The 15,948-nt window shown below is 70.8% G+C and carries 14 protein-coding genes; 6 read left to right on the top strand and 8 right to left on the bottom strand.

Annotated elements, in window-relative coordinates:
• Window positions 1–299 precede the first annotated feature (299 nt).
• Window positions 300–2,006 (bottom strand): glycerol-3-phosphate dehydrogenase/oxidase, encoded by a 1,707-nt coding sequence (locus ACQUQD_RS24585; protein ID WP_428954285.1) that lies wholly within the window; start codon window positions 2,004–2,006, stop codon window positions 300–302.
• A 294-nt stretch (window positions 2,007–2,300) separates the two neighbouring features.
• Here ACQUQD_RS24585 and ACQUQD_RS24580 point away from each other — a divergent pair, with 294 nt between their 5' ends.
• Together ACQUQD_RS24580 and ACQUQD_RS24575 are read left to right on the top strand one after the other, a co-directional pair.
• Complete coding sequence (locus ACQUQD_RS24580) at window positions 2,301–3,554, top strand: nucleotide sugar dehydrogenase (RefSeq protein WP_428954284.1); 1,254 nt, start codon at window positions 2,301–2,303, stop codon at window positions 3,552–3,554.
• A gap of 61 nt (window positions 3,555–3,615) precedes the next feature.
• Window positions 3,616–4,203 (top strand): hypothetical protein, encoded by a 588-nt coding sequence (locus tag ACQUQD_RS24575; protein WP_428954283.1) that lies wholly within the window; start codon window positions 3,616–3,618, stop codon window positions 4,201–4,203.
• Between the two features lie 76 nt (window positions 4,204–4,279).
• On the opposite strand, the gene ACQUQD_RS24570 is transcribed toward ACQUQD_RS24575, so the two are convergent.
• The 4 genes from ACQUQD_RS24570 to ACQUQD_RS24555 all read right to left on the bottom strand — a co-directional run bounded on the left by ACQUQD_RS24570 (window position 4,280) and on the right by ACQUQD_RS24555 (window position 8,640).
• The gene (locus tag ACQUQD_RS24570; RefSeq protein ID WP_428954282.1) at window positions 4,280–5,404 is read right to left on the bottom strand and encodes a GuaB3 family IMP dehydrogenase-related protein; all 1,125 of its coding nucleotides are present in this window, start codon (window positions 5,402–5,404) and stop codon (window positions 4,280–4,282) included.
• Between the two features lie 117 nt (window positions 5,405–5,521).
• On the bottom strand, window positions 5,522–7,027 hold the full coding sequence (gene guaB, locus ACQUQD_RS24565; protein WP_428954281.1) for an IMP dehydrogenase: 1,506 nt from the start codon (window positions 7,025–7,027) through the stop codon (window positions 5,522–5,524).
• Window positions 7,028–7,155: 128 nt separating this feature from the next.
• The gene (locus tag ACQUQD_RS24560) at window positions 7,156–7,743 is read right to left on the bottom strand and encodes a sigma-70 family RNA polymerase sigma factor (RefSeq protein ID WP_428954280.1); all 588 of its coding nucleotides are present in this window, start codon (window positions 7,741–7,743) and stop codon (window positions 7,156–7,158) included.
• A gap of 285 nt (window positions 7,744–8,028) precedes the next feature.
• Complete coding sequence (locus tag ACQUQD_RS24555; RefSeq protein WP_003948568.1) at window positions 8,029–8,640, bottom strand: response regulator transcription factor; 612 nt, start codon at window positions 8,638–8,640, stop codon at window positions 8,029–8,031.
• Between the two features lie 381 nt (window positions 8,641–9,021).
• On the opposite strand from ACQUQD_RS24555, the gene ACQUQD_RS24550 reads away from it, so the two are divergent.
• The gene (locus ACQUQD_RS24550; RefSeq protein WP_428954279.1) at window positions 9,022–9,363 is read left to right on the top strand and encodes a WhiB family transcriptional regulator; all 342 of its coding nucleotides are present in this window, start codon (window positions 9,022–9,024) and stop codon (window positions 9,361–9,363) included.
• Between the two features lie 59 nt (window positions 9,364–9,422).
• Here the strand turns inward: ACQUQD_RS24550 and ACQUQD_RS24545 are convergent, their stop codons facing one another.
• Complete coding sequence (locus ACQUQD_RS24545; RefSeq protein WP_428954278.1) at window positions 9,423–10,319, bottom strand: LysR family transcriptional regulator; 897 nt, start codon at window positions 10,317–10,319, stop codon at window positions 9,423–9,425.
• Between the two features lie 81 nt (window positions 10,320–10,400).
• Here ACQUQD_RS24545 and ACQUQD_RS24540 point away from each other — a divergent pair, with 81 nt between their 5' ends.
• From ACQUQD_RS24540 to ACQUQD_RS24530, 3 genes are all read left to right on the top strand, one after another.
• Window positions 10,401–11,075, top strand: coding sequence for an MOSC domain-containing protein (locus ACQUQD_RS24540; protein ID WP_428954277.1), 675 nt, complete (start codon window positions 10,401–10,403; stop codon window positions 11,073–11,075).
• Window positions 11,076–11,169: 94 nt separating this feature from the next.
• Window positions 11,170–12,720, top strand: coding sequence for a multicopper oxidase family protein (locus ACQUQD_RS24535; RefSeq protein WP_428954276.1), 1,551 nt, complete (start codon window positions 11,170–11,172; stop codon window positions 12,718–12,720).
• 20 nt (window positions 12,721–12,740) lie between these two features.
• On the top strand, window positions 12,741–13,514 hold the full coding sequence (locus ACQUQD_RS24530; protein ID WP_428954275.1) for an SDR family NAD(P)-dependent oxidoreductase: 774 nt from the start codon (window positions 12,741–12,743) through the stop codon (window positions 13,512–13,514).
• A gap of 127 nt (window positions 13,515–13,641) precedes the next feature.
• On the opposite strand, the gene groL is transcribed toward ACQUQD_RS24530, so the two are convergent.
• Window positions 13,642–15,264 carry a chaperonin GroEL gene (gene groL / locus ACQUQD_RS24525; protein WP_428954274.1) on the bottom strand — a complete coding sequence of 541 codons (1,623 nt, stop codon included), beginning with the start codon at window positions 15,262–15,264 and terminating at the stop codon, window positions 13,642–13,644.
• 112 nt (window positions 15,265–15,376) lie between these two features.
• The gene (gene groES, locus ACQUQD_RS24520) at window positions 15,377–15,685 is read right to left on the bottom strand and encodes a co-chaperone GroES (RefSeq protein WP_016434667.1); all 309 of its coding nucleotides are present in this window, start codon (window positions 15,683–15,685) and stop codon (window positions 15,377–15,379) included.
• Window positions 15,686–15,948: the final 263 nt, after the last annotated feature.

Here is a 15,948-nt window from a genome sequence, read left to right as displayed (position 1 = left end):
GGACCGTCATGCCCGTACTCCGGACACTCCCGGCCATTCCTCCGGCCGTGGCTCTGCTCTGCCTGGATCCGGGCAGCACGCCACCCGTTGATCCTTCTGTGAAGGTCACTCTTCCGCTGCTCGTCACCAAGAGCAAGGCCCGGGGGAAGCCCTGCTGACCACTGGCGATCCCCCAACTGACAACGGAACAGCGCCTCGACCCCGCCCCCGCGCACGGCAACCCGGACGCGGCGGGCGCCCCGGCTCCCGAACACCGTGTGCCGGGAGCCGAGTTGTGCGCCACGCGAACGGCGGACCGCCTACAGCGGCGCGATGTCCGGCGCCCCCAGCCGGGCCGCGTCGGCCGTGAGGTCGTCGGGCTGCAACTGCGACTCCCGCTCCGCCTCGACCCGCTTCTCGTAGTGCTCGACCTCGCGCTCCACCTGGTCCTTGTCCCAGCCGAGCACCGGAGCCATCAGTTCGGCGGCCTCCCGGGCGGACCGCGTCCCCCGGTCGAAGGTCTCGATGGAGATCCGGGTCCGCCGGGTCAGCACGTCGTCGAGATGCCGCGCCCCTTCGTGCGACGCCGCGTACACGACCTCGGCCCGCAGATAGTCCTCGGCTCCGCCCAGCGGCGCCCCGAGACCGGGATCCGCGGTGATCAGCTCCAGCACTTCCTGGGCCAGCGCCCCGTACCGGTTGAGCAGGTGCTCCACCCGCACCACATGCAGCCCGGTGCGCGCGGCGATCCTGGCCCGCGCGTTCCACAGCGCCCGGTACCCCTCGGCGCCCACCAGCGGCACGTCCTCGGTCACGCACTCGGCGACCCGCTGGTCGAGCGCGTGCACCGCCTCGTCCACGGCGTCCTTCGCCATGACCCGGTACGTCGTGTACTTGCCGCCGGCGACCACGACGAGCCCGGGCACGGGGTGCGCGACGGTGTGCTCCCGCGACAGCTTGCTGGTGGCGTCGGACTCCCCGGCGAGCAGCGGCCGCAGACCGGCGTAGACGCCCTGCACGTCGTCCCGCGAGAGCGGCACGCCGAGCACGGAGTTCACATGTTCCAGCAGGTAGTCGATGTCGGCGCTGGACGCCGCCGGATGGGCCTTGTCGAGGTCCCACTCGGTGTCCGTGGTCCCCACGATCCAGTGCCGGCCCCACGGGATCACGAACAGCACGCTCTTCTCGGTCCGCAGGATGAGCCCGGTGGTGGAGTTGATCCGGTCCTTCGGCACGACGAGGTGGATGCCCTTGGAGGCGCGCACGTGGAACTGGCCGCGCTCGCCCACCATGGCCTGCGTGTCGTCGGTCCACACCCCGGTCGCGTTGACGACCTGCTTGGCGCGGATCTCGTACTCGCCGCCGCCCTCCACGTCCTGCACCCGCGCGCCGACGACCCGCTCGCCCTCGCGGAGGAAGCCGGTGACCCGCGCCCGGTTGGCGGCCTTCGCGCCGTACATGGCGGCGGTCCGCACCAGGGTCGCCACGTACCGCGCGTCGTCCATCTGCGCGTCGTAGTACTGCAGGGCGCCGACCAGCGCGTCCTTCTTCAGGCAGGGCGCGACCCGCAGCGCGTGGCGCCGCGACAGATGCCGGTGCATCGGCAGCCCGCGCCCGTGTCCGCGGGCCATCGACATGGCGTCGTAGAGGGCGACACCCGATCCCGCGTACAGCCGCTCCCACCCCTTGTGCTGCAAGGGGTACAGGAAGGGCACGGGCTTCACGAGGTGCGGTGCGAGCCGCTCGATCAGCAGGCCCCGCTCCTTCAGCGCCTCCCGTACGAGCGCGAAGTCCAGCATCTCCAGATACCGCAGCCCGCCGTGGATCAGCTTGCTGGACCGGCTCGACGTGCCCGAGGCCCAGTCCCGCGCCTCGACGATCCCGGTGGACAGGCCCCGGGTCACCGCGTCCAGCGCGGTTCCCGCACCGACCACCCCGGCGCCCACGACAAGAATGTCCAGCTCGCCCTCGGCCATGGCCGCGAGCGCCTCCGCGCGCTGCTCGGGTCCCAGTGTCGCTGCCTTCACTGCTGCCTCCCGCTGTCGTCGGCGCCGGCCTCACCGGCAGGTGTACCCGGGCTCGCGGGACGCAAGCAGGGGCACCGAATGCGGCATGTTCCCGATTCTGGCCCTCCCGCCCGATTCCGGCCACCACGAAGCCGCCCCGGCAACACTCCCTAACCCATGGCGGCGCAATGCCGCATATCGGTCATATTTACTCCTAGTCTGACATTGCGCTCGCCCGTCCTGTCCACAGGGCTTGCACACTCGTCCCGCCCCGGCTAGAAGCCGGGTTCGCCTCCGGGAAGGACGGCAAACGCCATGCCCGCAGACCTCGCCGTCGTCGGCCTCGGCCACCTCGGCCTGCCGCTCGCCCAGGCCGCCGTCGCCGCAAGGATCGCGACCGTCGGCCACGACCCGGCCCGCGCCCAGGACCTCGCCGCGGGCCGCCTCCCCGGCGACGGCGACGACGCGGCCCTGACCGCCGCCGACGTCCGCCGGATGCTCGCCGGCGGCTTCCGCCCCACCGCGAACCCCGCCGAACTGGGCCGCGTCCGCACCGCCGTCATCTGCGCGCCCACCCCGCCCGGGGCGGACGGCACCCCGTCCCTCCACCCCGTCATCGAGGCGACCCGCACCCTGGCCGCCCACCTGCGCCCGCACACCACGGTGATCATCGAGTCACCGGTCCCGCCGGGCACCACGGAGACCGTCCTGCTCCCCCTCCTCGAAGAGGGCTCGGGCCTGCGCGCGGGCCGCGACTTCCACCTGGCCCACGCCCCCGGCCGCCTCGACCCCGGCAACCGCACCCAGCCCTACGCGGCGATCCCCAAGGTCATCGGCGGCCACACCCCCGCCTGCACCGAGTCGGCGGCGACCTTCTACAGCCGCCTCACCGACAAGGTCGTCCGCGCCCGCGGCCCCCGGGAGGCGGAGACGGTCCACCTCCTGGAGACGAACTACCGCCACGTCAACATCGCCCTGGTCAACGAGATGGCCGTCCTCTGCCACGACCTCGGCGTCGACCTCTGGGACGTCATCCGCTGCGCCGAGACCAAGCCCTTCGGCTTCCAGGCCTTCCGCCCGGGCCCCGGCGTCGGCGGCCACGCCCTCCCCCAGGACCTGACCTCGCCCCACCTGCCCACCCGCCCGCTGCGCATGGTGGAACTGGCCCGCCAGGTCAACGACCACATGCCGGCGTACGTCGTCCAGCGCGCGGCCACGCTCCTCAACGAGCACGGCAAGTCGGCCCGCGGCGCCCGCGTCCTGCTCCTCGGCATCACGTACAAGCCCGACCTCGCCGACCAACAGGCCGCCCCCGCCCAGGAGATCGCCACCCGCCTCATGCAACTGGGCGCCGCGGTCAGCTACCACGACCCGTACGTCCCGTCCTGGAACGTGCTGGACCGCCCGGTCCCGCGCGCCGACTCCCTCTACGAGGCCGCGGCCGACGCCGACCTGACGATCCTGCTCCAGCACCACCGCACGTACGACCTCCAGGGCCTCGCGGTGAAGGCCCAGCTCCTCCTGGACACCAGAGGAGCGACTCCGGCGGGCGCGGCCCACCGGCTCTGACTGCTACTGTGCGGCCCCTCTGCGCACACACGTGCCAGCGTTCACACTTCAGGGGGACCGCATGACCCAGCCGCCGCAGCCACATCCGCAGGACGGAAACCCGTACGCCCAGCAGCAGCCCCCGGCGCCGCAGCCGGGCTACGGCTACCCGCAGCAGCAGCCGCCCCAGGGCCAGCAGCCGTACGCCCCGTTCCCGCAGCAGCAGGGCCATCCCGGCGGCTTCGCGCCCCCGATGCCGCCGGCCCGCAGCGGGAACGCCGCCCTCGGCATCGTCGCCGCCGTGGTCCTGGCCCTCGTCACGGCCTGGATCTACGGCGCCGTCATGAAGGCCACCGAGCACGAGATCGGCTACGCGGCCGTGGCGGTCGGCGCCGTCATCGGCTTCGCCGCGGGCAAGATCGGCGGCCGCAACCAGGTCCTGCCGTTCGTCTGCGCGGTGCTGGCGCTCGGCGCGGTGTACCTGGGCCAGCTCACCGGGTACGCGATGGCCATCGCCGAGATCGGGAACGTCTCGTTCATCGACATCCTCACCGACCACTTCGGCGACCTCAACGAGGGCTGGAAGCACGAGGCCGACTTCCTGACGTACCTCTTCCTCGTCATCGGCGCCGTCGCCGCGTTCGGCAGCTCGAAGAAGGCGGCCCTCTGACCGAGGCCGCACACGAAAAGGGGTGGGGCCCCGCCGATCCGGCGGGGCCCCACCCCTTTCCTGCTACGACACAGCGTCAGCGCCGGTGCTGGGAGTCGGCCACCGTGACCTCGACCCGCTGGAACTCCTTGAGCTCGCTGTAGCCCGTCGTGGCCATGGCCCGCTTCAGCGCGCCGAAGATGTTCATCGAGCCGTCGGGCGTGTGCGACGGTCCGGTCAGGACCTCTTCCGTGGTGCCCACGGTCCCGAGGTCGACCTTCTTGCCGCGCGGCACGTCCTCGTGGACGGCCTCCATGCCCCAGTGGTGACCGCGGCCGGGCGCGTCCGTGGCGCGGGCCAGCGGCGAGCCCATCATGACGGCGTCGGCACCGCACGCGATGGCCTTGGGCAGGTCACCGGACCAGCCCACGCCACCGTCGGCGATGACGTGCACGTACCGGCCGCCGGACTCGTCCATGTAGTCCCGGCGCGCGGCGGCGACATCGGCGACCGCGGTGGCCATCGGCACCTGGATGCCCAGCACGTTCCGCGTCGTGTGGGCGGCGCCGCCGCCGAACCCGACGAGCACACCGGCGGCGCCGGTCCGCATCAGGTGCAGCGCGGCGGTGTACGTGGCGCAGCCGCCGACGATCACCGGCACGTCGAGCTCGTAGATGAACTGCTTCAGGTTCAGCGGCTCGGCGGCACCCGACACGTGCTCGGCGGACACGGTGGTGCCCCGGATCACGAAGATGTCGACGCCCGCGTCCACCACGGCCTTGGAGAACTCGGCGGTGCGCTGCGGCGAGAGCGCGGCGGCGGTGACGACACCGGAGTCGCGCACCTCCTTGATGCGCTGCCCGATCAGGTCGGCCTGGATGGGAGCGGAGTAGATCTCCTGCAGACGCCGCGTGGCGACATCCGCGTCCAGCTCGGCGATCTCGTCGAGCAGCGGCTGCGGGTCCTCGTACCGGGTCCACAGACCTTCGAGGTTCAGTACGCCGAGGCCACCCAGCTCACCGATGCGGATCGCGGTCGCCGGCGAGACGACGGAGTCCATGGGAGCGGCCAGGAACGGCAGCTCGAACCGATAGGCATCGATCTGCCAGGCGATCGAGACCTCCTTCGGGTCGCGGGTGCGCCGACTCGGCACGACGGCGATGTCGTCGAAGGCGTACGCGCGGCGGCCGCGCTTGCCGCGCCCGATCTCGATCTCAGTCACGTTGTGTGGGCCTTTCCCTCTTGGTCTGCCTGTCCAGTATCCCCGACACACGAGTGAGGGGCGGCCCCAGGCAATCCCGGGGCCGCCCCTCACCGCATGGCCTGCGGCTACCGGCGACTACTTACGGCTGTAGTTCGGCGCCTCGACCGTCATCTGGATGTCGTGCGGGTGGCTCTCCTTGAGACCCGCCGACGTGATGCGCACGAAGCGGCCGTTCTCCTGCAGCTCCGGCACGGTCCGCCCGCCGACGTAGAACATCGACTGGCGCAGACCACCGGTGAGCTGGTGCACCACGGAGGCCAGCGGGCCCCGGTACGGGACCTGCCCCTCGATGCCCTCGGGAATCAGCGCGTCGTCGGAGGCGACGCCCTCCTGGAAGTACCGGTCCTTGGAGAAGGACTTGCGGTCGCCGCGCGTCTGCATGGCGCCGAGCGACCCCATGCCCCGGTACGACTTGAACTGCTTGCCGTTGATGAACAGCAGCTCGCCCGGCGACTCCTCGCAGCCCGCGAGCAGCGAGCCGAGCATCACGGTGTCGGCACCGGCGACGAGCGCCTTGGCGATGTCACCGGAGTACTGCAGACCGCCGTCGCCGATGACCGGGACCCCGGCCTCCTTCGCGGCGAGCGAGGCCTCGTAGATGGCGGTGACCTGCGGGACGCCGATACCGGCGACGACGCGCGTGGTGCAGATGGAGCCCGGTCCGACGCCGACCTTGATGCCGTCGACACCGGCGTCGATCAGCGACTTGGCGCCGTCCCGCGTCGCGATGTTGCCGCCGATGACGTCGACGCCGCTCGCGTTGGACTTGATCTTGGCGACCATGTCGCCGACGAGCCGCGAGTGCCCGTGCGCGGTGTCGACGACGATGAAGTCGACGCCCGCCTCGACCAGCGCCTGCGCGCGCTCGAAGGAGTCACCGGCCACGCCGACCGCCGCACCGACGAGCAGCCGGCCCCCGGCGTCCTTCGCCGCGTTCGGGTACTTCTCCGCCTTCACGAAGTCCTTGACGGTGATGAGCCCCTTGAGCACACCGGCGTCGTCGACCAGCGGAAGCTTCTCGATCTTGTGGCGGCGCAGCAGCTCCATGGCGTCGACGCCGGAGATGCCGACCTTGCCGGTCACCAGCGGCATCGGCGTCATGACCTCGCGCACCTGACGGCTGCGGTCGGACTCGAAGGCCATGTCGCGGTTGGTGACGATGCCCAGCAGCTTGCCCGCCGGGTCGGTCACCGGGACGCCGGAGATACGGAACTTGGCGCAAATCGCATCGGCCTCGGCGAGCGTCGCGTCCGGGTGCACCGTGATCGGGTCGGTCACCATGCCGGACTCGGAGCGCTTCACGAGGTCGACCTGGTTGGCCTGGTCGGCGATGGAGAGGTTGCGGTGCAGCACACCGACACCGCCCTGCCGCGCCATGGCGATCGCCATCCGCGACTCGGTGACCTTGTCCATCGCGGCGGACAGCAGCGGGATGTTGACCCGCACGTTCTTCGATACGTACGAGGCGGTGTCGATCTGGTCGGGCGCCATGTCCGACGAGCCCGGCAGCAGCAGCACGTCGTCGTAGGTCAGCCCGAGTGTCGCGAATTTCTCGGGCACTCCGTCGACGTTTGCAGTCATGACACCTTCCCCAAATGGCCTTGATCGGTGCGGATGTCCATGCTAACGGGAACAAGACGTGTCTCATTCCACGATCAAGATCATCGGCCTTATTTGTACGTTCGCACGTACCCGGCCCCGCCCCTGTGCTACTGCTCGGCGAGCGCCCGCAGGCGGCTCAGCGCCCGGTGCTGCGCGACGCGCACGGCTCCGGGTGACATCCCCAACATCTGCCCGGTCTCCTCGGCGGTGAGGCCGACGGCGATCCGCAGGAGCAGCAGCTCCCGCTGGTTCTCCGGCAGGTTGGCGAGCAGCTTCTTGGCCCAGGCGGCGTCACTGCTCAGCAGCGCCCGCTCCTCGGGCCCGAGGGAATCGTCCGGCCGCTCCGGCATCTCGTCGGACGGCACGGCCGTCGAACCGGGGCCGCGCATGGCCGCGCGCTGCAGATCGGCGACCTTGTGAGCGGCGATGGCGAAGACGAACGCCTCGAAGGGCCGCCCGGTGTCCTTGTAGCGCGGCAGCGCGAGCAGCACCGCGACACAGACTTCCTGGGCCAGGTCCTCCACGAAGTGCCGCGCGTCACCCGGAAGCCGGGACAGCCGCGTGCGGCAGTAGCGGATGGCCAGGGGATGGACGTGCGCGAGCAGATCGTGCGTGGCCTGCTCGTCACCGTCGACGGCGCGGCCGACGAGCGTACCGATGACCCCTTGCGGGGTCACTGCCTCGTCGTCGCGCATCGGTCCATGGTGCCTTGCCGACACCTGGTCCGTGGCACCGTGCCCTTGGTTGTGCACCGAAGCGTTATGAGCAGGTGCGCCGGAACTCATCTCCTGCGCCCTCCCCTCTCGCTGACCCTGCTCGCCCGACTCGTCGTCCCCGAGGAACTCCACACCTCAAGGATGCGGCATCACTCGCGAAGCGTCGAAAAGCCGCGGCGCGGCGGGCTGGATCGGTGCCCCTAGCAGCCCCGTCCGTCCGGTGACGGACGGGGTTCAGGGTCCCCCCGCGCTGGCGCACCGGTCCTAGCGCACCAGGCCCCAGCGGAAGCCGAGCGCCACGGCGTGCGCACGGTCCGAGGCGCCGAGCTTCTTGAACAGACGTCGTGCGTGCGTCTTGACCGTGTCCTCGGAGAGGAACAGCTCGCGCCCGATCTCGGCGTTGGACCGGCCGTGGCTCATGCCCTCGAGCACCTGGATCTCCCGCGCGGTGAGGGTGGGCGCGGCACCCATCTCGGCCGAGCGCAGTCTGCGCGGGGCGAGCCGCCAGGTCGGGTCGGCGAGCGCCTGCGTCACGGTGGCCCGCAGCTCGGCGCGCGAGGCGTCCTTGTGCAGGTATCCGCGGGCGCCGGCGGCGACCGCGAGCGCGACCCCGTCCAGGTCCTCGGCCACGGTGAGCATGATGATGCGCGCACCGGGGTCGGCGGACAGCAGCCGCCGAACGGTCTCGACGCCGCCCAGACCGGGCATGCGTACGTCCATCAGAATCAGGTCCGAGCGATCGGCGCCCCAGCGGCGGAGGACTTCCTCGCCGTTGGCCGCGGTCGTCACGCGCTCGACGCCGGGCACGGTCGCGACCGCGCGGCGGAGCGCCTCTCGGGCAAGCGGGGAGTCGTCGCAGACGAGGACGGATGTCATGACCGTCCTCCGCAGCTGATGCGCGTCACCTTGGGCCTCCAGGCTGGTACGAATCGTCACCTGTGCGGTCGACGCTCTCGGACAGATGCCCGAGCGCTTGTTGTTTCAACCGCCTCCGCACTCTCAACGACGGTCACTCGAAAGAGTTACGGGTCGGACGGCCTAGTTCGGCACTCTACGTGAGGGGCCGCACACAGCCGAGATGGCGCAACGGACCCTCAAGGATTCATCACAAGCTATGCCCCATTTAGCGGCTTTTCTTCCCTTTTGCTGGTGTCTGTAGCTAGATTCTCAATGAGTCATATTTTCATCTCCTTAGACAGTAGATGTACGGTCATGGGCACCGTATCCGCGTCACAACGGCTACAAGGGGACAACGCAATGGCAGATTTCTCCCGCCTTCCCGGACCGAACGCAGATCTCTGGGACTGGCAGCTCCTCGCGGCCTGCCGCGGGGTCGACAGCTCGCTCTTCTTCCACCCGGAGGGCGAGCGAGGAGCGGCGCGCAGCGCCCGCGAGAACTCGGCCAAAGAGGTCTGCATGAGGTGCCCGGTGCGCGCGGAGTGCGCTGCTCACGCCCTACAAGTGCGCGAGCCGTACGGCGTGTGGGGAGGGCTCACCGAGGACGAGCGCGAAGAGCTGATGGGACGGGCCCGCAACCGGCTCGTCACGGCGTCGACAGCGGGGGGCGCAGCGGCCACGGCTGCCGCCGCACGCAATTGAAGGAACGTTTCTGCTGACGCGGCGGCCGCGGGCGCACTCGGGCGGGCCCGCGCCCGTGCTCAGCGCGTGGCGGCCTTCGCCAGATGGTCGAGGGTCGCGGCGACCGCCGGCACCTGGGCCAGATCGGGCAGTGTCAGCGCGACGATCTCGCGCTGCACGGCCGGTTCAACGGTTACTGTCCGTGCACCCTTGGGGCGAACGGACTCGATGGCCAGTTCGGGCAGCACGGCAACACCGAGCCCCGCGCCGACCAGGCCGACCACCGCCGGATAGTCGTCCGTGGCGAAGTCGATGCGCGGCGCGAACCCGGCGCCCCGGCACACCTCGACCAGCTGGCGGCGGCAGCGCGGACACCCCGCGATCCAGGGGTCGTCGGCGAATGCGTCGATGGTCACCGAGCCCGCCTCCGCGAGCCGGTGCCCTTCGGGGACCAGGCCCACGAGCCGGTCGGCGAGCAGGGGACGGACGACGAGGTCGTCCCACTCCTGCGCCGCGTGCGCGCCTTCGTACCGGAAGGCGAGGGCCACGTCGCAGTCGCCCTCGCGCAGCATCTCCACCGAGCGCGGGGGCTCCGCCTCCACCAGGGACACCCGGGTGCCCGGGTGTTCGGCACGCAGGGCGGCCAGGGCCGTCGGGACCAGCGTCGAACTGCCGCTGGGGAACGAGACGAGGCGGACGCGGCCGGCGCGCAGGCCCGCGATCGCGGCGACCTCCTCCTCGGCGGCGGTGAGCCCGGCGAGGATGCCCGCCGCGTGCCGGACGAGGGCCTCGCCGGCCTGGGTCAGGCGCATCTCGCGGCCGGTGCGGATGAGGAGCGGGGTGCCCGCCGAGGTCTCCAGGGCCTTCATCTGCTGGCTGACCGCGGGCTGGGTGCAGCCCAGCTCGCGGGCGGCCGCCGAGAAGGACCCGGTGGCGGCCACGGCGCGCAGGACACGGAGATGACGGGCCTCGATCATGCCCCAAGCATAAGCGGAGCTTGGAGATCGCGCCGATTAATGCATGGCGACTTTGGTCACGGGTCTCGTAACGTCGGTGTCATGAGACTTCTGTCGCTGAACCTGGGCCGGCCCGAGACCGTCGAGTACACCGATCAGCCCGAGGGCGTGACCGGCATCGACAAGCAGCCGGTCGACGGGCCCGTGCGGGTCACCGCGCCCGGCCCCAAGGGGACCGGCGGCAGCGGCCTCGCCGGGGACGCCGTGTGCGACAAGCGGCACCACGGCGGGAACGACCAGGCGGTGTACGCGTTCGCGCGCGAGGACCTGGACGCGTGGGAGGCCACCCTCGGCCGGGCGCTGCCCAGCGGGTCCTTCGGGGAGAACCTCACCACCGAGGGCGTCGACATCACGGGCGCCAAGGTCGGCGAGCGCTGGCGGATCGGCCCCGACCTGCTGCTGGAGGTGACCTCCAGCCGGATCCCGTGCCGGACCTTCCAGGGGCACCTGGGCGAGAAGGGCTGGGTCAAGCGGTACACGCAGGACCGCAGGCCCGGCGCGTACCTGCGGGTGATCGAGCCCGGTGAGATCCGGGCCGGGGACCCGATCGAGGTCGTGCACCGGCCCGACCACGAGGTGACCGTCGCCTTCGTGTTCCGCGCGGTGACCACCGAGCGCGAGCTGCTGCCGCGGGTGCTCGCCGCCGGGGACGCGCTGCGCCCCGAGGAGCTGAAGGCCGCGCGGGCGTACGTCGAGAAGTACGGCTCGTCCGCGTAGGGGGGAACCCTGGTGGCGTACGGGGGTTGAGTCGGGGGGCGCGTCAGGGGCCGCCCCCGATGTGCCGCGGCGGGGCCGGCGGGACGCTCGACGCATGACCCGAGCTGCCGGAAAGTCCCGCCTCAAGCGCGTCCTCGTCGCCCTCGGCGCGTTCGTCACCGTCCTCGTCCTCGCGGTCGGCGGCGGTGTGCTGTGGCTCTGGAACGACGCGCGGGTGAGCACCGTCGGCACGACGGACTTCCGCAACGAGCTGGCGGTGCCGCCGCTCGCCGCGTCCCGGCTGGACGAGAGGAGCGGCCGTCGCGTCTTCGACCTGCGGATGCGGGCGGGCGAGAAGGAGTTCGAGCCCGGCCGCACGACCAGGACGTGGGGCTTCAACGGCGACTACCTGGGTCCCACGCTGCGCGCGAAGCGCGGCGAGAAGGTCGAGGTCCGTGTCCACAACGGGCTCGACGAGCCCTCCACCGTGCACTGGCACGGCATGCATCTGCCCGCCCGGATGGACGGCGGCCCGCACCGGATGACCGGGCCGGGCGAGGAGTGGACGCCCCGCTGGACCGTCGACCAGCCCGCCGCGACGCTCTGGTACCACCCGCATCCGCACGGGCGGACGGAGCGGCACGTGCAGCGCGGGCTCGCCGGGATGTTCCTGCTCGACGACGAGAGGAGCGCGCGGCTCGCGCTGCCGAAGACGTACGGCGTGGACGATCTGCCGGTGATCGTGCAGGACGTGAAGTTCGACGGGGCGGCCTTCGACCACGGGCACAAGATGATGCGGTCCGTCGGCTTCCTCGGCGACCGCACCATGGTGAACGGCACCCTCGATCCGTACCGGGTCGTGCGTGACGAGCGGGTACGGCTGCGGCTGCTGAACGCGTCCACGGCCCGGACGTACGACTTCGGGTTCTCGGACGGGCGGGGCTTCGCGCTCGTCGGGACGGACGGCGGTCTGCTGGAGCGGCCCGCGGCGATGCAGCGGGTACGGCTGTCGCCGGGTGAGCGGGCCGAGGTCGTGGTGCGGATGGAGCCGGGTGAGCGCACGGTGCTGCGCAGTGACGCGCACGACGGCTACGGGGACGCGTGGCAGCGCCGGTTCGGCGGCGGGGACGACTCGTTCGACGTACTGCAGCTGCGGGCGGCGGGCACCCTGCGACCGTCCCCCGAAGTGCCGCACGTCCTGGGCGAGTTGGAGCTCCCGGAGGCCGCCGACGCGGTGCGTTCGCGCTCCTTCGACCTGAAGATGAGCGGGATCAACGGGCGGGCGATGGCCATGGACCGCGTCGACGAGATCGTCACGCGCGGCAGCACCGAGGTGTGGACCGTGCACAACGGCAACGGGATGCCGCACAACTTCCATGTCCACGATGTGCAGTTCAGGGTGCTGGAGATCAACGGCGGGACGCCGCCGCCCGAGCTGCGCGGGCGCAAGGACACGGTGTTCCTGCCGAACGGGACGACGGTCAAGCTGGCGCTGCGGTTCGACGGAGGGCCCGATTTCGCCGATCCGGACGTCCCGTTCATGTACCACTGCCATCTGCTGTACCACGAGGACGGCGGGATGATGGGGCAGTTCGTGGTCGTCGACAAGGGGCAGCGGGCACACACCCCGGCCGGAGCAGGACCCGGTGATCACGAGCACCACTGAACCGTCACTAACCTTGGCCCATGACTACGGCACTGATCACGGGATCCACCGCGGGCATCGGCGCCGCGTTCGCCCGGCGCCTCGCCGCCGACGGCCACAACCTGGTGCTCGTCGCGCGCGACACCAAGCGGCTTCAGGAGCAGGCGACCGAACTGCACGACCGGCACGGCATCGAGGCCGAGGTACTGACGGCCGACCTCGCCACGGACGAGGGCATCGCGGCGGTCGAGGAGCGGCTGAAGGACCGTAAGGCCGCGGTCGATCTGCTCGTCAACAACGCCGGGTTCGGCAACAAGGGCCGCTACCTGGAAGTCCCCATGGCCGACGAGCTGACCATGCTGAAGGTGCACTGCGAGGCGGTGCTGCGGCTGACGTCGGCGGCGACGGAGGTGATGCGCGAGCGCGGCCGCGGCGGCGTGATCAACGTCGCGTCGGTCGCGGCGTTCGTGCCGCGCGGCACGTACGGGGCGTCGAAGGCGTGGGTCGTGCAGTTCACCCAGGGCGCGGCGAAGGACCTGGCGGGCAGCGGGGTACGGCTGATGGCGCTGTGCCCGGGCTTCGTCCGTACGGAGTTCCACCAGCGGGCCGGGATGGGCACGGGCAACATCCCGAAGTGGATGTGGCTGGACGCCGACAAGCTGGTGGCGGCGGCGCTCACCGATCTGTCCCGCGGCAGGTCCCTGTCGATCCCGGATCCGCGGTACAAGGCGCTGATGGGCGTGGTGAAGGTGACGCCGCGCGCGCTGCTGGGCGGGATCACGTCGAAGACGGGGCGCAAGTACGGGCCGCAGTAGTCGCCGGGTGCGGGTCCGCTGTGGCCGGTCGCGCCGTTCCCGTCGAAACCGCATCAGGAAAACGCCGAGGCCCGGCTCCCTGCGACAGGGAGCCGGGCCTCGGTTCAGGTCAGCTCGGCGGAGCGCCTCAGTGCGAGTGACCGTGGCCGTGACCGGCCTCGGGCTCCTCCTCGGCCGGCTTCTCGACGACCAGGGTCTCGGTCGTCAGGAGCAGGGAGGCGATGGACGCGGCGTTCTCCAGGGCGGAGCGCGTGACCTTGACCGGGTCGATGACGCCGGCCTTGACCAGGTCGCCGTACTCACCGGTCGCGGCGTTGTAGCCGGAGCCCTTCTCGAGCTCGGCGACCTTGGAGACGATCACGTAGCCCTCGAGGCCCGCGTTCTCGGCGATCCAGCGCAGCGGCTCGACGGCGGCGCGGCGGACGACGGCGACACCGGTGGCCTCGTCGCCCTCCTTGCCGAGGGAGCCCTCCAGGACCTTGACGGCGTGGACGAGCGCGGAGCCACCACCGGAGACGATGCCCTCCTCGACCGCGGCGCGGGTCGCGGAGATGGCGTCCTCCAGACGGTGCTTCTTCTCCTTGAGCTCGACCTCGGTCGCGGCACCGACCTTGATGACGCAGACGCCGCCGGCGAGCTTCGCGAGGCGCTCCTGGAGCTTCTCGCGGTCCCAGTCGGAGTCCGTGTTCTCGATCTCGGCCTTGATCTGGTTGACGCGGCCGTCGACGTCGGCCTTGTTGCCGCCACCGTCGACGATCGTGGTGTCGTCCTTGGTGATGGTCACGCGGCGCGCGGAGCCGAGGACGTCCAGACCGGCCTGGTCGAGCTTGAGGCCGACCTCTTCGGCGATGACGGTGGCACCGGTGAGGGTGGCCATGTCCTGGAGCATCGCCTTGCGGCGGTCACCGAAGCCGGGGGCCTTCACGGCGACGGCGTTGAACGTGCCGCGGATCTTGTTCACGACCAGGGTCGACAGGGCCTCGCCCTCGACGTCCTCGGCGATGATCAGCAGCGGCTTCGAGCCACCGGCCTGGATGACCTTCTCCAGGAGCGGGAGCAGGTCCTGGATGGACCCGATCTTGCCCTGGTGGATCAGGATGTACGGGTCGTCGAGGACGGCCTCCATACGCTCCTGGTCGGTGACGAAGTACGGGGACAGGTAGCCCTTGTCGAAGGCCATGCCCTCGGTGAAGTCGAGCTCCAGGCCGAAGGTGTTGGACTCCTCGACGGTGATGACACCGTCCTTGCCGACCTTGTCCATCGCCTCGGCGATGAGCTCGCCGACCTGGGCGTCCTGGGCGGACAGACCGGCGACGGCGGCGATGTCGGACTTCTCGTCGATCGGGCGGGCGGTCGCGAGGAGGTCCTCGGACACGGCCTTCACCGCGGCGTCGATGCCCTTCTTCAGGGCGGCCGGGGAGGCGCCGGCGGCGACGTTGCGCAGGCCTTCCTTGACGAGGGCCTGGGCCAGCACGGTGGCGGTGGTCGTACCGTCACCCGCGATGTCGTTGGTCTTGGTCGCCACCTCCTTCACCAGCTGGGCGCCGAGGTTCTCGTACGGGTCCTCGACCTCGACCTCACGGGCGATGGTCACACCGTCGTTGGTGATGGTGGGGGCGCCGAACTTCTTGTCGATGACGACGTTGCGGCCCTTGGGGCCGATCGTCACCTTGACCGTGTCGGCAAGCTTGTTGACGCCGCGCTCGAGGGCGCGACGGGCGTCCTCGTCGAACTTCAGGATCTTCGCCATGGGAGCGGTTCAGCCCTCTCGAAAACTGGAGTAATGACACTGCGCCCCTCGCCGCCCGGCTTGAGCAGGGTGACCAGGGGCGCAGCTCTTCAAAGCATTCGCTTCGAGGTGATTACTTCTCGACGATCGCGAGCACGTCGCGAGCCGAGAGGACGAGGTACTCCTCGCCGTTGTACTTGACCTCGGTGCCGCCGTACTTGCTGTACAGCACGATGTCGCCGGTCTTCACGTCGAGCGGCAGGCGCTCGCCGTTCTCGAAGCGGCCCGGGCCCACGGCGAGGACGACGCCCTCCTGGGGCTTCTCCTTCGCGGTGTCCGGGATGACCAGGCCAGAGGCCGTGGTCTGCTCGGCGTCGAGCGGCTGGACCACAATGCGGTCCTCGAGCGGCTTGATGGCAACCTTGGAGCTGGCGGTCGTCACGATCCGACCTCCCCCTTCGGAGATCTCACGGGGTTAACTGTCTGAGGTGGCGACCAGGTGGATCCGTCGTCGCGGGTGCCGGACCTGCCCGTCGCTGTTGGCACTCTCCGGTGGGGAGTGCCAGAGCCGAGACTATGACCGCGATTAGCACTCGGTCAAGCGGACTGCTAATCGGCTCCGGCGCGGCGGGGGATTTCGAACGGAGCTGCGCCCCGATCCGGCCATGCGCCGCGGGGGATTCCCCGCGTTGCCGAGTGCGGCTC

The organism is Streptomyces sp. cg35, assembly GCF_050410835.1.
In the GTDB taxonomy this organism is placed as follows: domain Bacteria; phylum Actinomycetota; class Actinomycetes; order Streptomycetales; family Streptomycetaceae; genus Streptomyces.
This window is presented reverse-complemented; position numbering and strand designations above follow the sequence as displayed.

Bases quoted from the DNA above. Each gene is read 5' to 3' on its own strand.
- ACQUQD_RS24580 (WP_428954284.1), top strand. From the start codon at position 2,301: ATGCCCGCAGACCTCGCCGTCGTCGGCCTCGGCCACCTCGGCCTGCCG.
- ACQUQD_RS24575 (WP_428954283.1), top strand. From the start codon at position 3,616: ATGACCCAGCCGCCGCAGCCACATCCGCAGGACGGAAACCCGTACGCC.
- guaB (WP_428954281.1), bottom strand. From the start codon at position 7,027: ATGACTGCAAACGTCGACGGAGTGCCCGAGAAATTCGCGACACTCGGG.
- ACQUQD_RS24560 (WP_428954280.1), bottom strand. From the start codon at position 7,743: ATGCGCGACGACGAGGCAGTGACCCCGCAAGGGGTCATCGGTACGCTC.
- ACQUQD_RS24555 (WP_003948568.1), bottom strand. From the start codon at position 8,640: ATGACATCCGTCCTCGTCTGCGACGACTCCCCGCTTGCCCGAGAGGCG.
- ACQUQD_RS24550 (WP_428954279.1), top strand. From the start codon at position 9,022: ATGGCAGATTTCTCCCGCCTTCCCGGACCGAACGCAGATCTCTGGGAC.
- ACQUQD_RS24545 (WP_428954278.1), bottom strand. From the start codon at position 10,319: ATGATCGAGGCCCGTCATCTCCGTGTCCTGCGCGCCGTGGCCGCCACC.
- ACQUQD_RS24540 (WP_428954277.1), top strand. From the start codon at position 10,401: ATGAGACTTCTGTCGCTGAACCTGGGCCGGCCCGAGACCGTCGAGTAC.
- ACQUQD_RS24535 (WP_428954276.1), top strand. From the start codon at position 11,170: ATGACCCGAGCTGCCGGAAAGTCCCGCCTCAAGCGCGTCCTCGTCGCC.
- ACQUQD_RS24530 (WP_428954275.1), top strand. From the start codon at position 12,741: ATGACTACGGCACTGATCACGGGATCCACCGCGGGCATCGGCGCCGCG.
- groL (WP_428954274.1), bottom strand. From the start codon at position 15,264: ATGGCGAAGATCCTGAAGTTCGACGAGGACGCCCGTCGCGCCCTCGAG.